The sequence below is a fragment of the Anabaena sp. FACHB-1391 genome, from assembly GCF_014696755.1.
GTDB classification, from domain to species: domain Bacteria; phylum Cyanobacteriota; class Cyanobacteriia; order Cyanobacteriales; family Nostocaceae; genus Dolichospermum; species Dolichospermum planctonicum.
Genome location: NZ_JACJQS010000040.1, coordinates 21921 through 42968 on the forward strand (window position 1 = coordinate 21921; position 21048 = coordinate 42968).

Annotated in this window: 12 protein-coding genes and 2 tRNA genes; 12 read left to right on the forward strand and 2 right to left on the reverse strand. The window is 36.5% G+C overall.

Going from position 1 to position 21048, the window contains the following annotated elements; translation table 11 throughout:
• The first annotated feature begins 328 nt into the window (after positions 1-328).
• From H6F62_RS16845 to H6F62_RS16865, 5 genes are all read left to right on the forward strand, one after another.
• Positions 329-841 (forward strand): RNA-binding protein, encoded by a 513-nt coding sequence (locus H6F62_RS16845; protein ID WP_137909207.1) that lies wholly within the window; start codon positions 329-331, stop codon positions 839-841.
• A gap of 1040 nt (positions 842-1881) precedes the next feature.
• Positions 1882-3150: a glycosyltransferase family 1 protein gene (locus H6F62_RS16850; protein WP_190372533.1), complete on the forward strand. Its 1269-nt coding sequence runs from the start codon at positions 1882-1884 to the stop codon at positions 3148-3150.
• Positions 3151-3283: 133 nt separating this feature from the next.
• On the forward strand, positions 3284-3556 hold the full coding sequence (locus H6F62_RS16855) for a hypothetical protein (protein ID WP_071604789.1): 273 nt from the start codon (positions 3284-3286) through the stop codon (positions 3554-3556).
• 1069 nt (positions 3557-4625) lie between these two features.
• Positions 4626-8471: an N-6 DNA methylase gene (locus H6F62_RS21360; RefSeq protein WP_190372534.1), complete on the forward strand. Its 3846-nt coding sequence runs from the start codon at positions 4626-4628 to the stop codon at positions 8469-8471.
• Between the two features lie 62 nt (positions 8472-8533).
• Positions 8534-10261, forward strand: a complete 1728-nt coding sequence (locus H6F62_RS16865; RefSeq protein ID WP_190372535.1) for an NFACT family protein — start codon at positions 8534-8536, stop codon at positions 10259-10261.
• A 247-nt stretch (positions 10262-10508) separates the two neighbouring features.
• On the opposite strand, the gene H6F62_RS16870 is transcribed toward H6F62_RS16865, so the two are convergent.
• On the reverse strand, positions 10509-12104 hold the full coding sequence (locus tag H6F62_RS16870; protein ID WP_190372536.1) for an iron uptake porin: 1596 nt from the start codon (positions 12102-12104) through the stop codon (positions 10509-10511).
• Positions 12105-12416: 312 nt separating this feature from the next.
• Between H6F62_RS16870 and H6F62_RS16875 the strand changes: the two genes are divergently transcribed.
• The 4 genes from H6F62_RS16875 (at position 12417) to H6F62_RS16890 (ending at position 15420) form a co-directional block, all read left to right on the forward strand.
• The gene (locus H6F62_RS16875; protein WP_190372537.1) at positions 12417-13406 is read left to right on the forward strand and encodes a zinc ABC transporter substrate-binding protein; all 990 of its coding nucleotides are present in this window, start codon (positions 12417-12419) and stop codon (positions 13404-13406) included.
• Between the two features lie 172 nt (positions 13407-13578).
• Positions 13579-14367, forward strand: a complete 789-nt coding sequence (locus H6F62_RS16880; protein WP_199290997.1) for a metal ABC transporter ATP-binding protein — start codon at positions 13579-13581, stop codon at positions 14365-14367.
• Between the two features lie 71 nt (positions 14368-14438).
• Positions 14439-15269, forward strand: a complete 831-nt coding sequence (locus H6F62_RS16885) for a metal ABC transporter permease (protein WP_137909466.1) — start codon at positions 14439-14441, stop codon at positions 15267-15269.
• Positions 15270-15347: 78 nt separating this feature from the next.
• Positions 15348-15420, forward strand: a tRNA-Phe gene (locus tag H6F62_RS16890).
• A 1017-nt stretch (positions 15421-16437) separates the two neighbouring features.
• Here H6F62_RS16890 and H6F62_RS16895 read toward each other — a convergent pair.
• Positions 16438-16510, reverse strand: a tRNA-Met gene (locus tag H6F62_RS16895).
• Positions 16511-16878: 368 nt separating this feature from the next.
• On the opposite strand from H6F62_RS16895, the gene H6F62_RS16900 reads away from it, so the two are divergent.
• From H6F62_RS16900 to H6F62_RS16910, 3 genes are all read left to right on the forward strand, one after another.
• Positions 16879-17583 (forward strand): hypothetical protein, encoded by a 705-nt coding sequence (locus H6F62_RS16900; protein WP_137909470.1) that lies wholly within the window; start codon positions 16879-16881, stop codon positions 17581-17583.
• A gap of 112 nt (positions 17584-17695) precedes the next feature.
• Positions 17696-19036, forward strand: coding sequence for a hemolysin family protein (locus H6F62_RS16905; protein ID WP_137909467.1), 1341 nt, complete (start codon positions 17696-17698; stop codon positions 19034-19036).
• A gap of 664 nt (positions 19037-19700) precedes the next feature.
• On the forward strand, positions 19701-21048 hold a 1348-nt coding region (locus H6F62_RS16910), incomplete at its 3' end, for a VCBS repeat-containing protein (protein WP_190372538.1).

Here is a 21048-nt window from a genome sequence, read left to right on the forward strand (position 1 = left end):
ATAGGAAATACCATGATAATGTTAACTAATGGTATTTTATTCTGCGGGCAAGAATTAAGAAGAATGAATTTACTGTGGTGGATAATTGGCTATTAAATTTACAATTCCAAAAATTAAGGTGATATTAACCCACGAGTGCAGTTGTGCTTTCGTGCCAAATAAGCTTGATCCCAATAAAAAACTGTATTCTATAAGTTGATAGTTGGGATTGAAAAATTGGTTTGTGGTGGTTTTAGTCCATAGTATCTATTCAAAAGCCAAAGCCAATTGATTGTTTTTTTTGTCTTGCTCTGTTTATCTGTTTATTCCCAATCTGGAGGTATAGTCCATGTCAATTCGCCTATATATAGGAAATCTGCCCAAAGAAGAAATAGATCGTCAAGAGTTGCAAGCTGTTTTTGCAGAAGAAGGAGATGGTGTCACCACTAAACTAATTAAAGACCGGAAAACAGGCAAATGTCGTGGCTTCGGTTTTTTGACAGTGAATAATGACGAACAAGCAGATCAAATTATTGAAAAATATAATGGTCAATTGTTTAAAGACACACCCATCAAGTTAGAAAAGGCTTTACCAAGAACTAAAGGTGAAGAAGGTGGTGAAGAACAACCACAAACCCCCAAACCAGTTCTTCAAGGTACTAGCGCCCCCGTTCCTAGCAGCAATAAAGAAGGCGGCCGTCGGGAGAAAAGCAAGAAATCTCGACGCGGCGGTGGTGGCGGCGGCAGCAGTGCGCGTGAGACTGCTGCAAATGTTGAAACTGAAGCAATTCGTCCAGATCCCCGTTGGGCGGCGGAGTTAGAAAAGCTCAAGGAAATGTTGGCTGCACAAGCGACCAACTAGATTGTTTGTTTAATCAATACGCTTTAAGAATTATTCTTAAAGCTGTTTAGCATACCGACTTCCTGGAAAGCTAGTCTGAAAAGGAAGTTATGGTTATATTAACGTATCTATAATTCATGAATTGCTTATACAATATATATATGATATTACAAATACTATATTATTAAGAATAAGCGCATTTATATAGATCCAAATTTAGTTATTAACGTAACTTGCTAGTTAGGCACATTGTCAGAATCAGAATGTCCAAGATTAAAGGATAAACAGGATGAAAACAGGGGTTTTATCACCAATTACCCATTACCCATTACCCATTACCCATTACCCATTACCAGTCTCAACTAGATAACTAGCAACTTGAGTTATTATACAAGTTATTACACATAAGTGCTGTGATTAGTATGACTAGTTGAGCCTGTAGGAATTTATTTTGTCTCCAGGTAAAGCCCAAATCCCCTTAACAAGCAGTGCAGGTAGCCAGACATGGTTATTTGCACTGCTTAGTTTTTGGGGTTTTTTCAGGCTTGAGAGCATAATTACACAAAATTTGGAATTTTTTGCGAAAACTGTAGCTAACGTAACAAAACTTATGGAAATATAATAATAGTATAAGTGAACACACTTGGCTAAATTAAATTAGTGCTTTTTGAACATGATGGCAATTGGAGTGATGTTTTCAGGGATTTAACTTTGTTGTATTTGGTTTGATGGAAATTATTGTAATTATTTGAAACGCGCAAATCATGAATTAGAAATATCTAAGAGGATGCAGCGTTGCGACTTGAGATAGGTTTTATCATGGTCTAACTAGTATATCATGATAGATAATATTTGGTTTTCAATGTAAAAAGATAGATATTTCTATCTATAGAAGGTATTAAATCTAAATATAGAATGTGGGAGAGGTTAACCAATATTTTGGCAATAATCAAAATAGAATATTAATCATTCAAAGTTCCCAAAAAACACAGATTTCAGTTTAATAAGCACAAGTTTAAAACTCACTTCTATCTTGTTAAAATTAGGAAAATCACAAATCTATGAAAGCTACCACAAAAAAACACATTGCCTTAATTTCAGTTCACGGTGATCCAGCAATTGAAATAGGTAGAGAAGAGGCAGGAGGACAAAATGTTTATGTCCGTCAAGTGGGTGAAGCCCTGGCACAGCTAGGATGGCAAGTGGATATGTTTAGCAGGAGAGTCAGTGCTGATCAAGAAACGATAGTAGAACATAGCTCTAATTGTCGGACCATTCGCTTAACAGCAGGTCCTGTGGAATTTGTGCCAAGAGATCATGGTTTTCAGTATTTACCAGAATTTGTAGATCAGTTAATAAAATTCCAGAAAGAAGCGGGGATTAATTATGATTTGGTTCATACTAACTATTGGTTATCTGGTTGGGTAGGAATGGAATTGAAAAAAAGGCAAGGAATTAAACAGGTTCATACCTACCATTCCTTAGGAGTGATCAAATACAAGACCATAGAAAATATTCCGCTGGTAGCAAGTCAACGTTTATTAGTGGAAAAAGAAATATTAGAAACAGTAGAAAGAATTGTTGCCACTAGTCCCCAAGAACAGGAACATATGCGATCGCTTGTTTCCCAAAAAGGGGAAATTGATATTATTCCCTGTGGTACAGATATTCAGCAGTTTGGTTCAGTGACCAGAGAAGCAGCCAGAACCAGATTAGAAATTGCTCCAGAAACTAAAGTGGTGTTATATGTAGGTAGATTTGACCCCCGGAAAGGCATAGAAACCTTAGTGCGAGCAGTAGGGGAATCTAAATTCTATGAGTCGAAACAATTGCAATTGATTATTGGTGGTGGTTGTACACCAGGTAATAGTGATGCTAAGGAACGCGATCGCATAGCAGGAATTGTTAACGAGTTGGGCATGGACGAATGTACGTCTTTACCAGGCTGTTTGAGCCGAGAGATATTACCATCTTATTACGCCGCAGCGGATGTTTGTGTAGTTCCTAGTCACTACGAACCCTTTGGACTTGTAGCTATCGAGGCCATGGCCTGTGGTACACCTGTAGTCGCTAGTGATGTCGGTGGCCTGCAATTTACCGTAGTTAATGAAGAAACTGGTTTATTAGTACCACCACAAAATGTCCCTGCTTTTAATCATGCTATTGATCAAATTCTCAGTGATCCTCAATGGCAGCAAGAATTAGGAAAAGCAGCTAAAAAGCGTGTTAGTGATAAATTTAGCTGGCATGGTGTAGCTAGTCAGCTAGATAAACTATATACCCAACTGTTGCAGCAATCCGTGAGAGAACCTGCATTAGTTGGTAAATAGGCAAAAATGACCAATTACCAATTACCAATTACCAATCACCAATGACCAGATCATTGGTGCATAGTTGTAAGATAGGAAAGGATTAACTAAGCTCCAAAAGCTCTAAACATACTTGCAGTTAGATGGTAAGATGATGGAAGTTCAAGAAATCAAAAAATTCCCTAAACCCAGGAAACCAGACAGCGAATCTCAAAATTTTCAGCACGTTAAGATTCTTGACTGTAACCAACCAGTGTGTAGAGTGATTTGTGAGTGTTGGCACTGCAAACAAGGGATATTATCTGAGGTAGACGTATCATCTTCGCAGTATTTAGAGGTAGAATGTCCAAATTGTGGCAGAAGCGCCGTCAGGTTAATGGCAGAAAAGGTGATTTCTACTACACCTATCCCCTCACCCTGGCAATAAACAGCATTCAGCTTCAACAGATACATAACTGCTGATACTCGGATAACTGATTTTTGTTAAAGGATGTTTTAAAAGAAAATGGCCATTTATGGCTAATCTTGACAAACATCCTCTAAAACCGATTTATTTAGATTTACTTTTGAAAACCCTTTTATTATAGTTCACGCAGAAGCGCGGAGGTTGCAGAGGCAGAAGAAAAGGAAATTTTTGCACATACAGCAGTTTTCGATATTCACAAAGTACAGATATTAATGATAAAACTCTTGTGGTGCGGGCATCTTGCCCGCACAAGGTGTAATATATAGTGTAATATATATATTATATAGAATTGCGCAGTTCCCGATATTCACAAAGTACAGATATGAATGATAAAACTCTTGTGGTGCAGGCATCTTGCCCGCACAAGGTGTAATATATAGTGTAATATATATATTATATAGAATTGCGCAGTTTTCGATATTCACAAAGTACAGATATTAATGATAAAACTCTTGTGGTGCGGGCATCTTGCCCGCACAAGGTGTAATATATAGTGTAATATATATATTATATAGGATTGCGCAGTTTTCGATATTCACAAAGTACAGATATTAATGATAAAACTCTTGTGGTGCAGGCAAGATGCCCGCACAAGGTGTAATATATAGTGTAATATATATATTATATAGAATTGCGCAGTTCCCGATATTCACAAAGTACAGATATTAATGATAAAACTCTTGTGGTGCAGGCATCTTGCCTGCACAAGGTGTAATATATAGTGTAATATATATATTATATAGGATTGCGCAGTTCCCGATATTCACAAAGTACAGATATTAATGATAAAACTCTTGTGGTGCAGGCATCTTGCCCGCACAAGGTGTAATATATAGTGTAATATATATATTATATAGAATTGCGCAGTTCCCGATATTCACAAAGTACAGATATTAATGATAAAACTCTTGTGGTGCGGGCATCTTGCCCGCACAAGGTGTAATATATAGTGTAATATATATATTTATTATATAGGATTGCTATGTAATCAGTTATTTTAGCCAAAAATAAATCAAAAGGGAAATTAAATGTGTCTACATTAAATCAATTTCAAAGTGAATTTTTCAATATTTTCAATAATCAGAACTTCTATGAAGGCAAAACTTATTTAGAATATATTGCCGAACCCCAAACTAATGATGAAGATAATATTGTTGATACTAAAATAGTTTTACCATTGCTGCTTGCTTTAGGTTTTGATTCAGGAGATATCGCTAAAAATACCACAACCAATGGCAAAGATAGCAGTCGTCCAGATTTTCAAATTAAATTAGCAAGTGGTAATATTCGCTGTTTTTTAGTAGAAGATAAACATACTGCCTATAATATTCAAAAATCTGAACCTTTACAACAACTAATAAGTTATGCACCCAGTCGCGGTTATGATTTAGGATTACTTTGTAATGGTAAATTATTATTAGGTTGGGATATTTCTGAGCCTAATTCTCCCAGTCCGGTTTTACATTTGGATCTTGAGCAAATTGTCCAAACTTATCATGATCATGGTGGTATTTCTGGCTTAAATAATGCCCAAATTCAAGATTTAAAAACTTTATATAGACGATTTAATAAACTCAATTTTGAAAATATTGAAAGTTTAATTCAAGATATTGGTAAACCAGAGAATGAATGGTTAAATAATGCCAAATCTCAGGTTAATACTCCTAATTTTGATGAATTACTAATTTTAGATATTAAAGCCGCAATTCTCCTGTTAGAAGAAGATGTTTTATATCAATTACAATTATTACTAGAAGAATATGATCAATATTGTCAAAATAAATATTTGCCTAATATTCATGCAACTGAACAAAATTATCAAGAGACAGCAACTAAAATTTTAGATCGTCTGAGAAATCAGATTTTAAATTATTTACGTGCTTATGGAGTATTAGAAGTTGAGGAATTTTCCGAAATTGTAGAAAAATTGCTTGAATTTGCCGATAAATCTCAAGGTTCAATTCAAGAATTAGAACAAATATTTTTAAATAAATTAATCAATGCTCAAGCTAAAAAAATAGCACAGAAAAATCAAAATTCTCCTAAAAATATAGAAGGTATAAAAGGAGTACAATTAGATTTAATTCCTACAATTTCAGAAACCAAAAAACAGGAACTAGGAATTAAAGTCACAGAAGAAAAGAAAATTACTAAACTTGATCCAAAATTAATTGAATTATTACGAGAATATGAAAGAATTGTATTTGATTGGAAAGACTGGCAAGCAAAGCAAAATTTAACTTATGATACCGCAATTAAAACCCATCAATATTTTATATCTTGGCGTAATTTAGTTAGTAAAACCATTTTACAAGGTGCAAATGAAGATAAATTAAAAACTGAATTTGCTAGACAAACTGCTTATGTTTATGTCATTCGTCTTTTAATGGTAAGAATTTGTGAAGATAAAAAATTAATTAATCGTAAATTTTCCAATGGAGGGTTTAAATATTGGAAGGAAGAAGTCGAACCAAGATATTTAGATCTAGCGCAAGGAATGTCTATGGATTATCTTTTAGAAATGTCCTATCGTTCTGCTCAAAATATCTATGCTCATTTCTTCAATAGTGCGGATTTATTTAATTGGTATCGCATTAATTCTAATACTTTAATTAAGGTTTTACATATTCTTAATCGCTTTAATTTACAAGAAATTGATAGCGATATTATTGGGATGGTTTATGGTAGATATGTAGAAGAAGGAAAACATGAACAAGGTAGATATTTTACACCTAAAGAAGTTGTAGAATATATTTTAGATGCTATTGGGTATAAATCCGATAATCCTGATATTCGTGATCAAAAATTATTAGACCCCGCAGGAGGTTCTGGTAGTTTTTTAGTTCATGCTGCACGTCGTTTAATTAATTCCTATCGTTCTCGGAAAACTAATACTATTCCTGTGGAATATGTTCCTGCGATTATTCAACAAGTGAAAGATTGTTTATTTTGTTTAGATATTAATCCTTTTGCTTGTTATTTAGCTGAAACTAATTTATTAATTCAAGTGGTTGATTTACTCCAACAAGCGAAGGAAGCAGGTAAGTTACAAGAATGTACCATAGATAGATTTAATGTATATAATACGGATTCTTTGTTATTACCAAAATCACAAGAAATTAGAACTCCTTTACTTAATCCTATTTTAGATTTAGAACTTTCTACTGTTGCCCAAATTAAAACTAAAACGGGTAAATTTATTGATGGTTTTGATTTTGTCGTGGGCAACCCTCCTTATGTAAAAGCTGATGAACCTGGAGCAGATATTTATCGTCGAGAAATTGAAAATTCTGGAAGATTTACCACACTTCATGAAAAATGGGATCTGTTTGTTCCATTTGTGGAACTTGCTTGTCAAGCTACTAAGGATTTAGGTAAAATTGGCTTAATTGTTTCTAGGGGTATTCAAACTAATAATTATGCGGAATTACTCCGAGAATATATTGCTGAAAATCTGACTATTAAACAAGTAGATTTTTTTAATAATGTGAAAATTTTCTCTGATGCTGTTGTTAACAATACTATTTTTATTTTAGAAAATATTGTTCCAGAAAATAATTATCAAGTAAAAAGATTTCTCCACAATGGGTTATTTACAGAAATTCAAGAAATTGATCCTTTGAATCAATATGAATATAAAGGTAAGGTTTTTAGACAGTTTGTAGTTAATGATAATTTTGCAGACGTTACTTATTTAGAAGATATTTGTTATTGTAGTAAAGCAATGGTTTTACATTCAGAATCAGGAGAATTTAAAAAAGATGATTTGATTTCTCAAGTAGAAACTAATATTCATATTCATAAATATATAGATGGTGAAAATTTAGTTAGAGAGTTTACAATAGACAAAATTAGATATTTAGAATGGGGTACGTCTCGTGTACCTAATAATATTAGTAGAGCAACAATTCCTGAATTATATAATTATCCTAAAATCCTGTTTGGGATGACTTCATTTCCTACCTATGATCGAGGAATAATAGCAGGAGATGGGTTTTATGTTCCTGATAGTGTGAGAATTTGTGTCAGATGGGATGATGTTTATAAAGTTAAACGTTTAGAGAAAGAAAAAAGACAAATGTATGAACTTTCTAAAAAACGTCAAAAACTTCTGGGAGATGGAAAAGGTAAGAAATTACAAATTTATCAATATGCAGAAGAAAAACTAGAAATGGCCAAAAAATTTGATTTAAGATATATTGCTGCTATTCTTGCTTCTAGTTTTGGGAAACGCTTTTTACTATTGAATAACCGTGATGAAAATATTATGACTGTTAATAGTGAAACTCAAATAGCTAAGAGTAGAATATATCCTGATGATTTAAAGGAATTTCCTATTAAAAATATTTCTTTAGCAGCACAACAACCATTTATTAATGGTGTCAATAATTTAATAACATGGAATTGGCAGTTATATGAATTAACACAATTAGGACATAAAATTAAGTTTGATTATAGTGATAATAAACCCATAGTTGAAGTGAATTTTTTACAAGTTTTTGAAAATCTCAATTTACCTTGTTGGAATTTTTTAAACGCTGAACCACACAGATTTGAAATTATTGGATCACGTGATCAACCAATCACTAAAATTAAAATCAAAGATGATAAAATTTTTAATGGTCGTCAAGAGTTAATCTTTTCAGAAAGTACAATTGTTTTACAATTCCTGCAAATTTATCTACAACAGTATGAAAAACGGGGTTTAACTTGGACTAATTTAATCCAAGAAGGTAAAATACCTAAAACAGATGTAGATATTCAGAAAATATTTGCTGAATGCACTCGGTTAAAAACGGAAATATGTGATACAATCACAAATATTAGTTCAATTTATAGAAAATTAGATAAAATGGTGAATGATCTATATAATTAGTACAATTAGCTCTTAAAATTAACCAACCTAACCAACCTAAATTATAAAAGAGATTAATTGTTTTGCAACCCCTTGATTTTACAGCTTTAACCGCTGCTTGTAGCGAAATTCGCACTAACTGGCTACCTGCACGCACAGAACAAGTATATCAGCGCGATCGCTTTACCATTGCGATCGCTTTACGAACCTTAAAACATCGGGGTTGGTTAGATATTTCTTGGCATCCCCAAGCCGCTCATATTTGTATCAGCGAACCACCGCCACGACACCCAGATACTTTTACATTTAGTCAGCAGCTAAGACATCAATTAGGTGGGTTGGCCTTAGTGGCAATTGAGGCTATTTCTCCGTGGGAGAGGGTAATTGATTTACAATTTGCCCCTCGTCCAGGAGAAAGTGCGCTTTATCACCTCTATGCTGAAATTATGGGTAAGTATAGCAATGTAATTTTAACTGATGCTAGTAACGAAATTATCACTGCTGCCCATCAAGTTAGTCAACAACAATCTAGTGTGCGTCCCATTCAAACGGGACAAAATTACGAAAAACCGCCAAAATTGGCGGGAAAAACCCCCAACTTAACCGAATCTCTAGAACGCTGGCAAGAACGGGTAAGTTTAGTACCAGGGGAAATTAAGCGCCAATTACTTAAAAGTTATAGTGGTTTAAGTTCGGCTTTATTAGAGACAATGTTACTAAATGCTCAGATTTTACCTGATAAAAATACCGACGTATTAACCCCTAAAGATTGGCAAAATTTATTTGAATGTTGGCAAGAATGGTTACAAGCTTTAGAATCAGGGCAATTTAAACCGGCTTGGACAAAAACCGGGTATACAGTTATGGGTTGGGGTGCAGTCAAACCCACAAAGAGTATTCAAGAGTTACTTTACCGTTATTATTCTGATCATCTGAATCAACAGTTATTTGTGCAACTGCGACATCAGTTAGTTCAGAAATTAGCGCATATTCTAGCCAAATTACGTATTAAAGCACAGACTTTTAGCGATCGCTTGCAACAATCAGACCAAGCGGAAGAATATCGGCAAAAAGCCGATTTATTAATGGCAAACCTGCATCAATGGCAACCAGGAATGCAGAATATAATCTTACCAGACTTTGAAACAGAAAAGCCTATATTAATTGCTCTTTTACCAGATAAAAACGCTGTTCAAAATGCCCAAAAGCTTTACAAACAGCATCAAAAGTTAAAACGCGCCCGTGGGGCTGTCGAACCGCTGTTATTTGCAGTGCAGACAGAAATTGATTATTTAGAACAAGTAGAAGCCGCAATTTCTCAGATAGATAACTACCAAAACCCAGAAGATTTACAGGCGTTAGAAGAAATCCGCGACGAACTAATTGACCAAAAATACTTAGAAGACCTAGAATACCGCAGCCGTAGCAGCAACGACACCCCCGGTACTAATTTTCATCGTTACCGCAGTCCCAGTGGCTTTGAAATCCTCATTGGTCGGAATAACGTTCAAAATGACCAATTGACATTCCGTGTCGCTGGAGACTATGATTTATGGTTTCACGCCCAAGAAATTCCGGGTAGTCATGTGCTTTTGCGTCTAGAACCGGGTACAATTGCCGAAGAAGCTGATTTACAATTTACCGCCAATTTAGCCGCTTACTTCAGCCGAGCCCGTCAAAGTGACCAAGTACCAGTAGTGTACACCCAACCCAAGCACGTCTACAAACCCAAAGGAACTAAACCAGGACTGGTAGTTTATAAACACGAAACAATTATTTGGGGAAAACCGCAAGTATTAGTCAGTGGTTAGTTATTAGCAGGTTATTAACCTCCTCTTCTTTCCGCAAATAGAAAGTCTATTCACCCACAGACAGATATTTTTTCAGATATTTTCATCAAAAATTTGTACTGGCTGTTACAATCTTGTTAAGAAAAGTTGCCCGTTGAATTTTAGGAACGCGCAATTTGGTTTTGACTCTACTAAGAAGACAACACGAACAACGTTTTTTTTGCAGACCAGCCTGTGGGAGGGCTGGTCTTTTTGTTGACGTGGAAGCTTAGAAACTGAAAGTAGTTCTTAAAGCACCAATGACCACACTATCATTATCCTTATCCTTATTGTGATCTGGGGCTGTTAACCAAATTACAGCAGGAGTAATGGTGATATTGTCGCTAACTTTATATTGATAAAATCCTTCAATATGATAAGAGGTATTTGGGTCTTTTGTTACTCCAGCAGCAGTAGCAGTAGAATTTGTCACCTTTGGTTCCATACCAACTATAACACCAGCCAAGTTACCTTTTTTACCCAAATCTGGTAAGCCTAAAGTAACAGCATAGTTCCAAATTTCCGCCTTTCCCTTAGTACCTGTCAAGACTTGACTATTGGTATATCCAGCCCAACCACCGACAACAAGTTTATTGCCAATACCTAAAGATGTTTGTACACCATAGGAATTACTGGAAAATTTTTCGCCACCAAAGTCAGAGGTCGCGTTATTACTACCTGTAACGAGTGGTTGGTTATAGGAATTGATATAAGTCAAACCAAGAGCAGTACGACTACTGGGCTTTACAGTTAACTGGGCTAAAGCACCGTAGGGACCATTAAACAAACCATTTTCAGGGGTGGGTTGATTAGCATTAGGAGTCAAATAGCCTAAACTGAGGGCTAATTTCTTACCAAACTGATGATTAATTCCTAGTCCTGTACCACTTAGTTGACCATAAATTGCGTTTCTTGTGCCAAAAGTTGACAAAGCCCCAAAGGCAGCATCACCATCAAAAAGGTTAACTGTATTGGTAAGATCATCTGCTGCCCCTCCAGTAGCAATGAGTTTTGCTTGTGTATTTTTGCCAAGAGGAAAGGTATAGGATAAAGTTGCTAGTCCAAAATTATTACTGGGACTACCACTAGCAAAAAACAAGTTTCCTTCTGGAGTCTGAATATCGGGACTCTTGATATTATTGCTTTCCAACCTCGTCAGCAGTGTATCTTGTCCTGTAAAGCTGCTGACAAAATCCAGTCTGGTTCTTGCCCCTAAAGTGGTATTTTTATCAGGAATATCCGCACCATTAACTTTTTTACCGGAGACAACATCACTAACAACTGCTACAACCTGTCCTTGTAGCTTGGTGGTAGTTGAAAATTGATTAGCTTCTAATTCAGTGGTTTTCGCTTCTACAGTGTCTACACGCCCTTTTAAAGTGGCTAGTTCTGAGGAAAAGTCCTTTTGTAATTTTTGGATTGTTGCTAAATCTTGCTTTGATACTAAATCACTGGTAGCAGTGGCAATTAGTTCATTTACCCGATCTAAACAAGCATTTAAACCTGCTGCAAACTCATATCGTGATAACGCTCTATTACCACGGTAGGTATTATTAGGATAACCTGCGGCACATCCGTAGCGTTCTACTAATGATTGTAACGCTTGAAACGCCCAATCATTAGGTTGCACATCGGATAATTGAGATACGGAGGTAACTTGTGACATCACCTCTTGTTGATTGTTTTTATTCAATTGTTGGGAATTAGTATCAGCCTGGAGTTGATTATTTGCTGGTATTTCCTCAGCCCAAGCCCCAGAACTTAAGCATAGTATAGCACTGATGACAGCGGAACTAGCTAGTAAATATGTTGAGAACTTTTGCATTTTTCTTCACACCCGTTTTTGCAGTAGATGATGCTATACCTGATCTAAAAGTAGCATAGCTATCAATAATTCTTGTCAATATACTAACATTTAACAGTTCCATGTAGATTTTCTAACCCAGGAAAGTTAAGAAATCTTTATGAAATGGGAAAATTAAAATCCTACTACACAGCAGTATTACCTCAAATGCCAAAAAAGTTTGTAATTCTTGATACGATAATCATGTTTTTTACTAGTTACTTATCAATTTTGTGAGAATGAATCTCATTATAAGATACAATGCCAATGAAGTTTTATGATCAAGGATAAACTATGAAGAGTCATAGACAAGTCGCAGCAAATATCAGAAAAAGAAATTTCTTACCCATAATTGCGTTGGTAATATTATCAGCAATTTATGGATGCAATACTACTAATAGTAGTAAAATTGTTAATGAAGAAGCAACACCAGCACAAAAACTACCAAAGACTAAAGTAGTTACAACATTCTTACCTGTTTATTTATTTACTAAAGCGGTAACTGGAGATGTAGCAGAAGTAGATATTCTAGTCCAACCTGGTACGGAAGTACACGAATATCAAGGAACACCAGCAAATGTAAAAGCGATCGCTACAGCCAATGTAGTGATAAAAAATGGTTTAGGGTTGGAAGAATTTCTGTCTGATACAATTAAAAATGCCGGAAATTCCCAATTAGTAGAAATTGATGTGAGTAAAGGTATTGAACCTATTAATAAAATTTCCCCGATAGATAAGACAGTGGGAGGAGAAGATGATCATGATCATGAACACAGATTTGGAAATCCCCATATTTGGTTAGATCCAGTTTTAGCAAAACAGCAAATCATCAATATTCGAGATGGTTTAATTATCGCAGATCCAGGGAATAAAGCCAATTACCAAACTAATGCAGCGACATATATCCAGAAACTAGATAATTTAAATAATGAATTTCAACAGACTTTGAAAAAAACACCAAACTGCACTTTTATAACTTTTCATGATGCTTTTCCCTACCTTGCGAAACGCTATAACCTGAAACAAGTAGCAGTAGTAGAAATTCCCGAAAAGCAACTTTCACCCACAGATGTCCAAAAAGTAGTGAATACAGTTAAAAAATACAAAACTAAAGCCTTATTTAGTGAACCCGGTTTAGATAACAAATTACTGACAAGTATTTCCCAAGATTTGCAGTTAACTGTGAGGACATTAGATTCTTTAGAAACTGGTGATACCAATCCAGATTATTATTTTAAAGCTATGAAAACTAATTTGCAAAGTTTAGCTTCTGGGTGCAAGTAATGATTATCTAATCATTAGAGGTTGTTGGAAAAGCCATAAAATTTATAAATAAAACCCTCTCCTCTTAGGGGGTTAAGTATTAAGGCTTTTGGGGTTTTAGAAAATACTTCTCAAACATCCTCTGAGGGTTTTAGTAATGCTAAACCCATGAATAAATCAAATCCTAACTGACATGATCAACAAACAAACAGAAATTACATTACCAATATTAAAAGTTTCCGGTTTAACAGTCTACCAAGGTAAATATCTAGCTGTGCGAGATGTTTCTTTTGAATTATTACCAGGAACAGATACAGCTATAGTTGGTCCAAATGGTGCAGGAAAAAGCACTTTAATCAAAGCTATTTTAGATTTAATTCCCAGAAGTGCAGGGACAATTGAAGTTTTCGGTCGGCCAATTTCTAGATTAGGAAATTTGCGTAATTTTTTGGGTTATATGCCACAAAACTTTATTTTTGATCGCAGTTTTCCCATTTCCGTTAGTGAATTAGTAGCTTTGGGAATAGGTGACAGAAAAAACTCATTTTTTTCATCTTTCTCATTTTGGCAAACAAAGCGAGAAACATTAGCAGCAGTTACAGCAGCTTTACATCGTACTGATGCCTATCGCTTACGCAATCAAGCTATTGGAACACTTAGCGGTGGTCAACTTAAACGAGTATTATTGGCCTATTGTTTAGTAAGTCCGCGCAAACTGTTAGTATTAGATGAAGCTTTTGCAGGGGTAGATGTTCAAGGGACAACAGATTTTTATGCGTTATTAAATGAATTAAAACGAGAAGAAAATTGGACAGTGTTGCAAGTTTCCCATGATATTGATATGGTAAGCCGTCATTGCGATCGCGTCATCTGTCTGAATCAAACTCTTGTTTGTTCTGGTAAACCAGAAATAGCCCTTTCTCCGCAAAATCTCTTAGCTACCTATGGTCCAGGTTTTAGTCGTTATGAACATCATCATTAAGTGAGGTAATGGGTAATGGGTAATGGGTAATGGGTAATAGGTAATAGGTAATAGGTAATGGGTAATGGGTAATGGGTAATTATCATGATTTCGTGAATTTATTGCAATTTCCTTTTATGCAGCGTGCCATTATTGGTGCTGTATTAATGGGAATATTGGGCGGTTTATTAGGTAGTTTTGTGACCTTACGTCAACTGTCTTTTTTTAGTCATGCTGTTGGTCATGCAGCCTTAGTAGGTGTAGCATTAGGCGTGTTACTCAATACTAATCCTACTTGGATGTTACTACCTTTTACTTTAATTTTCGGGGTTTTTGTTCTTTATTTGATTGACAAAACAGATTTAGCCAGTGATAGTGTTCTCAGTATAGTCCTATCTGGAGCATTAGCGATCGGTGTCATCCTCACCAGTTTTATTAGAGGATATCGCGGTAACTTAATGGGTGTCTTATTTGGCGATATTTTAGCCATAGATCACACAGATTTAATTTTAACGCTGCTGGTACTCGTCTCTAGTAGTGTTTTTCTATTATCAACGCTACAACAACAAATATTATTAACTCTCAATCCCGATGTTGCCCAAGTACAAGGAGTACCTGTGCAAATTTATCGTTATGGATTCGTTATTTTACTTTCCCTTGCCGTAGCCGTAGCGATTAAAGCTGTTGGTGTTCTGCTCGTGAATGCGTTTTTAGTGATTCCCGCGGCTACAGCCAAACTCATGAGTCACCATTTCAGCCGTTTTCTGATTCTATCGGTGGTTGTCGGCTCTAGCAGTAGTATCGCGGGAATGATGGTTTCTGGCTTGTTTAATCTGGCTTCTGGACCGAGTATTGTCTTTGTGCAGTTTCTCTTATTTGTGGTTGTGTTTACCTGGGTTAAATTGACAATCAAAAGCAGTTAAAAATTTTTTTGTAAAACCCCTTGACTAATCTTTTTCCCTATGCTAAAGTTAGTAAACGTGGTCAGTAATAAAGCCCACGCCGGGATAGCTCAGTTGGTAGAGCAGAGGACTGAAAATCCTCGTGTCACGAGTTCAAGTCTCGTTCCTGGCATTCAATCAAATTAACACCAACACAACTGCGCCAATTTTTGTAGATCCTACAGAAACATCATCAGAGCTAAAGGACTGACTATAAACCTCGTAAATATATCGTAAATATAATACAGCATTTTCCGATATTATGAAGTACAGACATTAAGCATAAAAATCTTGTGGTGCGGGCATCTTGCCCGCATAAATTCTACCTCACTCAATACAGCATTTTCCGATATTATGAAGTACAGACATTAAGCATAAAAATCTTGTGGTGCGGGCATCTTGCCCGCATAAATTCTACCTCACTCAATACAGCATTTTCCGATCTTATAAAGTACAGACATTAAGCATAAAAATCTTGTGGTGCGGGCATCTTGCCCGCATAAAGTCTACCTCACTCAATACAGCATTTTCCGATCTTATAAAGTACAGACATTAAGCATAAAAATCTTGTGGTGCGGGCATCTTGCCCGCATAAAGTCTACCTCACTCAATACAGCATTTTCCGATCTTATAAAGTACAGACATTAAGCATAAAAATCTTGTGGTGCGGGCATCTTGCCCGCATAAAGTCTACCTCACTCAATACAGCATTTTCCGATCTTATAAAGTACAGACATTAAGCATAAAAATCTTGTGGTGCGGGCATCTTGCCCGCATAAAGTCTACCTCACTCAATACAGCATTTTCCGATCTTATAAAGTACAGACATTAAGCATAAAAATCTTGTGGTGCGGGCATCTTGCCCGCATAAATTCTACCTCACTCAATACAGCATTTTCCGATCTTATAAAGTACAGACATTAAGCATAAAACTCTTGTGGTGCGGGCATCTTGCCCGCATAAATTCTACCTCACTCAATACAGCATTTTCCGATCTTATAAAGTACAGACATTAATCATAAAACTCTTGTGGTGCAGGCATCTTGCCCGCATAAAGTCTACCTCACTCAATCTCAACTTGCTGTATAATTCTGATTCCGTTCTTGCCTAAGTTGTAATTTCTTTAAAAGCGTAAAATAAACGCCTAAAATGCGCCCTGCTGGAATTGAACCAGCCTGAAGACGAATTATGAGTTCGTTGCCTCCCCAATCGGCCAAGAGCGCTTATTCACATGGATTTCAACCTCGCACTTTTTGGTTTAACCAGTGATTCTCGATCTTACATTAACCATAATACACTATCTGACTATAATTTGGCAACCCATGAACAATTATTAATCACGTTTAAATGCTCAACATCTGATCAACTATGTAATGGGGTGAATTTTTTCAGTATTGACAAACCCAAACTTTAAAATTCCTAATCCTAATAGCATATAGTAGCATATAGATTAAACAAATATTCAATCCTATTTACCCCAGTTGCTAGTTATTTAAACTGAGGATAGTCATGAGTAATACCATGACTACACCAAGAGAAAATTCTAGGACTTACCTGCTACCTGTTCCCTTTATGTCATAATTTATTAGCAATGCAAATCAATACTACTGTACTCCTGACCTTAATTTTGTTAACCCTGATGTTGGGAGCAAGTTCTGCAAGTGGTTTTTTAGGATTCAAATTGGGAAGTGACGCACTCAAAGGTGTCACTACACCAGATGGTCGTCCCGTTAATAAATTTAACAGCAGCAAGAGTAATAACCCCCAACAGGGAACTGAAAGTTTCCTAAAAGAGGAAGATATTCTCAAAGCTGTCAAGTCAAGAATTAACAGTAAAAAACAAGGTAACAAACCAGAAAAGTCAGCAGAAGAAGAAGAGATTAAAACCAGCAAACCCCAGAGACAGGAAAAACCCAAACAACCAGCACCAGAAACCCTACAACCAGGATTTCCTGTTTCTGCTGAAAGTGAAGGCGTAACTATGTCTGTACAGTCTGTGCGCTATTCTGGAGGTGATTTATTGCTAAGAGTCAATATGCAAAATAAAGGCACTGATTCTGTACGGTTTCTCTATAGCTTTTTAGATATTACTGACGATAAAGGAAGAACCTTGAGTGCAATTACAGAAGGTTTACCCGCAGAATTGCCCGCCAAAGGAGCAGAATTTAAAGGTACAATTAGCATTCCCACAGCTTTACTTGATGATGTCAAGCAGATATCTCTGTCTTTAACTGATTATCCAGCCCAAAGACTTAAGTTACAATTGTCTGATATTCCTGTAGAGAAAGGTAATTAACATTCAATTTGGGATTTGGGATTTGGGATTGTATTTTTTATACTTCAGCCTCAAAAACCAAAAATCAAAAAATTTCTTTCCCCTGTGGGCAATTTATATACTATCTTAGACAGTGAGCGCTTTTTCTACCTTAACTTGGACGGATACGGGACTACGATTTTGTAGCGTACTAGTGCTGATTGCTATCAATGCCTTTTTTGTAACGGCAGAGTTTTCAATGGTGACAGTGCGACGGACACGCATTCAACAGTTAGTGCAAGCTGGTGACATCCGAGCGATCGCTGTGGAAACATTACAACGTAGTATTGATAGACTACTATCCACAGCCCAACTAGGTATTACCCTTTCTAGTCTGGCACTGGGTTGGATTGGAGAAAGTACAATTGCTGTATTAGTAGAAAAATGGCTTGACTCCTGGCCTTTACCTTTGAGAATTAATAACTTACTAGCGCATTCTTTATCAGTCCCCATTGCCTTTTTTGCCATTGCTTACCTACAAATCGTTTTAGGCGAATTGTGTCCCAAATCAGTGGCTATGTTATATTCAGAACATCTAGCTAAATTTTTAGGTCCATCAGTTAAAGCAATAGTCCGCTTTTTTAGTCCCTTTATCTGGGTTCTTAATCAATCAACCCAATGGCTATTACAATTGTTTGGAATTAAATACATAGGTCAAAGTTGGCGACCTCCAGTTACACCCGAAGAATTACAATTAATTATAGCTACGGAACGAGAATCTACAGGTTTAGAAAATGCAGAACGAGAACTGTTAAATAATATTTTTGAATTTGGGGATATTACCGCCGAAGATATCATGATTCCCCGCACTAGCATTATTGCTTTACCCATAACCGCCACCTTTCACATATTACTTGAAGAAATAACATCTACTGGTCACTCTCGCTATCCTATCATTGGCGAGTCTTTAGACGACATTTGTGGCATAGTCTACTTTCAAGATTTAGCACAACCCTTAGCCTTAGGAAAAATTACACCAGACACACAAATCAGACCTTGGATGCGTCATCCTCGATTTGTACCAGAACAAACTCTCTTAAGTGAACTTTTGCCAATGATGCAGCAAGAGAAAGCAACCATAGTCATGGTAGTTAATGAATTTGGCGGCATTGTGGGACTAGCGACCATTCAAGATATCATTGCTGAGATTATTGGTCATGCAGGTGAATCTAATAGTAGCAATGATTTACTCATTCAAATGCTAGACCAACGGACATTTTTAGTCCAAGCACAAATTAATCTAGAAGAAGTTAATCAAGTCTTACATCTCAATTTACCCTTAACTAGAGAGTATCAAACTTTGGGGGGATTTTTACTTTATCAATGCCAAAAAATTCCCAATAAAGGCGAGATCTTTAATTATCACAATCTGGAATTTACCGTCATCTCAATTATCGGTCCACGTCTTCACCAAATCCAAATTAAAATTTTATAGGAACAGGGAACAGGTGATAGGTGACAGGTGATAGGTGACAGGTGATAGGTGACAGGGAACAGCTTTTTGAGTAGGGTGTGTTAGCGACAGCGTAACGCACCATTTTAAATAATTTACATAATCATAAAATCCCCATCCTCATCCTGTACATACTTTCATCCTGGACATTATCTCGACTTACTTCGGCAAGCTCAGTACAAGTCGCTCGATAACCACCTGATATGGCTAACGCCATGCTTGGCTATCAGACAATATAAAAGCATAAATGTTACTAAGGTCACTTTTGTGACATAATACGGATCACGAATAACACAGTAAAATTTTAAAAAATACGGTTGTGTCTATGATTAAATCAATTAAAATGTTAAATAACAGGAAATTGATATCCTGACCTGACGCAGGTTTTACGTAAAGTTGCTCATTCTTTAACCAATAAAATTAAAATAAAAAACTTACTTGTTATCAGATGCAAAGGAAAAAAATATGTTCAACAACTCTTTTCTCCGTCAAACCGCGACAACGATTGTTTTTATCGATGCCTCTGCATAGTGGGGAATTTTGTTTCGCGCAGAGATGAAAAGGCGCAAAGAAACAAAATCTAAGATTCTCTTAGTCTTTTGTTCAGATCATAATTTTAAGTCACATTCCACAGAAGTTTAAATCCATGGCTATCTTTAAAACCACTATTAATTATGCTGTCGCAGGTATTCCTATTTCCTTGACAGTAGGTGACTTCAACGGAGACGGCAAATCTGATTTAGTCGTAGGAACTGGTAATACTGGTACTGGAAACTTTTCTGTCTTACTAGGGACTGGTGTAAGTGGACTCAGTACAGCAACTAACTATTTCATCTTTGATCCTAGTCTATTGCCTGTTGTTGGTTACTTAGCTGTAGGAGACTTCAACGGTGATGGTAAAACCGACTTAGTTGCCGCCGGTAATGCCAATCAAACAACTGCTCAGGCTTTTCTTGTCGCATTAGGAAGTGGATCTAATAGTCTTTTTAGCGCCATCGACCTGTTTTTGGGGGGAGGTACTTTTGACTCGCCGGATCTCTCTACTATCTATCCCACATCCGTAGCTATAGGGGACTTCAACAGAGACGGCAAATCCGACTTAGCTTTGACAACCTACAATCAAGGTATTGTCTCAGTTGCATTCGGTGATGGTACAGGTGGTTTCAGTGCTACTACTAACTTTAATGTGGGAAGCGGTCCTGCATCTGTGAAGGTAGGAGACTTCAATGGAGACGGCAAGTCTGACTTAGTCGTGGCGAATGATGCCAGTAACAATGTCTCAATTTTATTGGGTAATGGTACAGGTGGTTTCGGTGCTACTACTAACTTTAATGTGGGACTTAATCCCTTATCTGTGGTCGTAGGAGACTTTAACGGAGATGGTAAATCTGATTTAGCCACCGCCAACTTTAGCACTAATAACATCTCAGTCTTATTAGGTAATGGTAACGGCACTTTTGGCACTGCTACTAACTTTGCAGTGGGGACTAATCCCAGGGACATAATCATAGCTGATTTCAACGGAGATGGTAAATCTGATTTAGCCACCGCCAACTTTAGCAGTAATAACGTCTCAGTCTTATTAGGTAATGGCAATGGGACTTTTGGCACTGCTACTAATTTTGCAGTGGGGACTAGTCCTTATGCCTTGACTGTGGGGGATTTGGATGGTAATGGTAGTCCAGACTTAGCTGTGACAAACGTGAACAGTAATAATGTCTCAGTTTTGTATAATGATTTTCCCACCATTACCCTAGCAGTATCACCCAGTAGCGTATTAGAAGATGGTACAACCAACCTAGTATACACCTTCACCCGGACTGGTGTTACAAACACAGCCATAACTGTTAACTTTGGAGTAGCAGGTACAGCCACACTCAATAATGATTACACTCAAACAGGTGCAGCAACATTTACAGCCACCGGCGGAACTATCACCTTTGCTGCAAATGCAAGTACAGCCACTTTAACCATAGACCCCACATTAGATAACA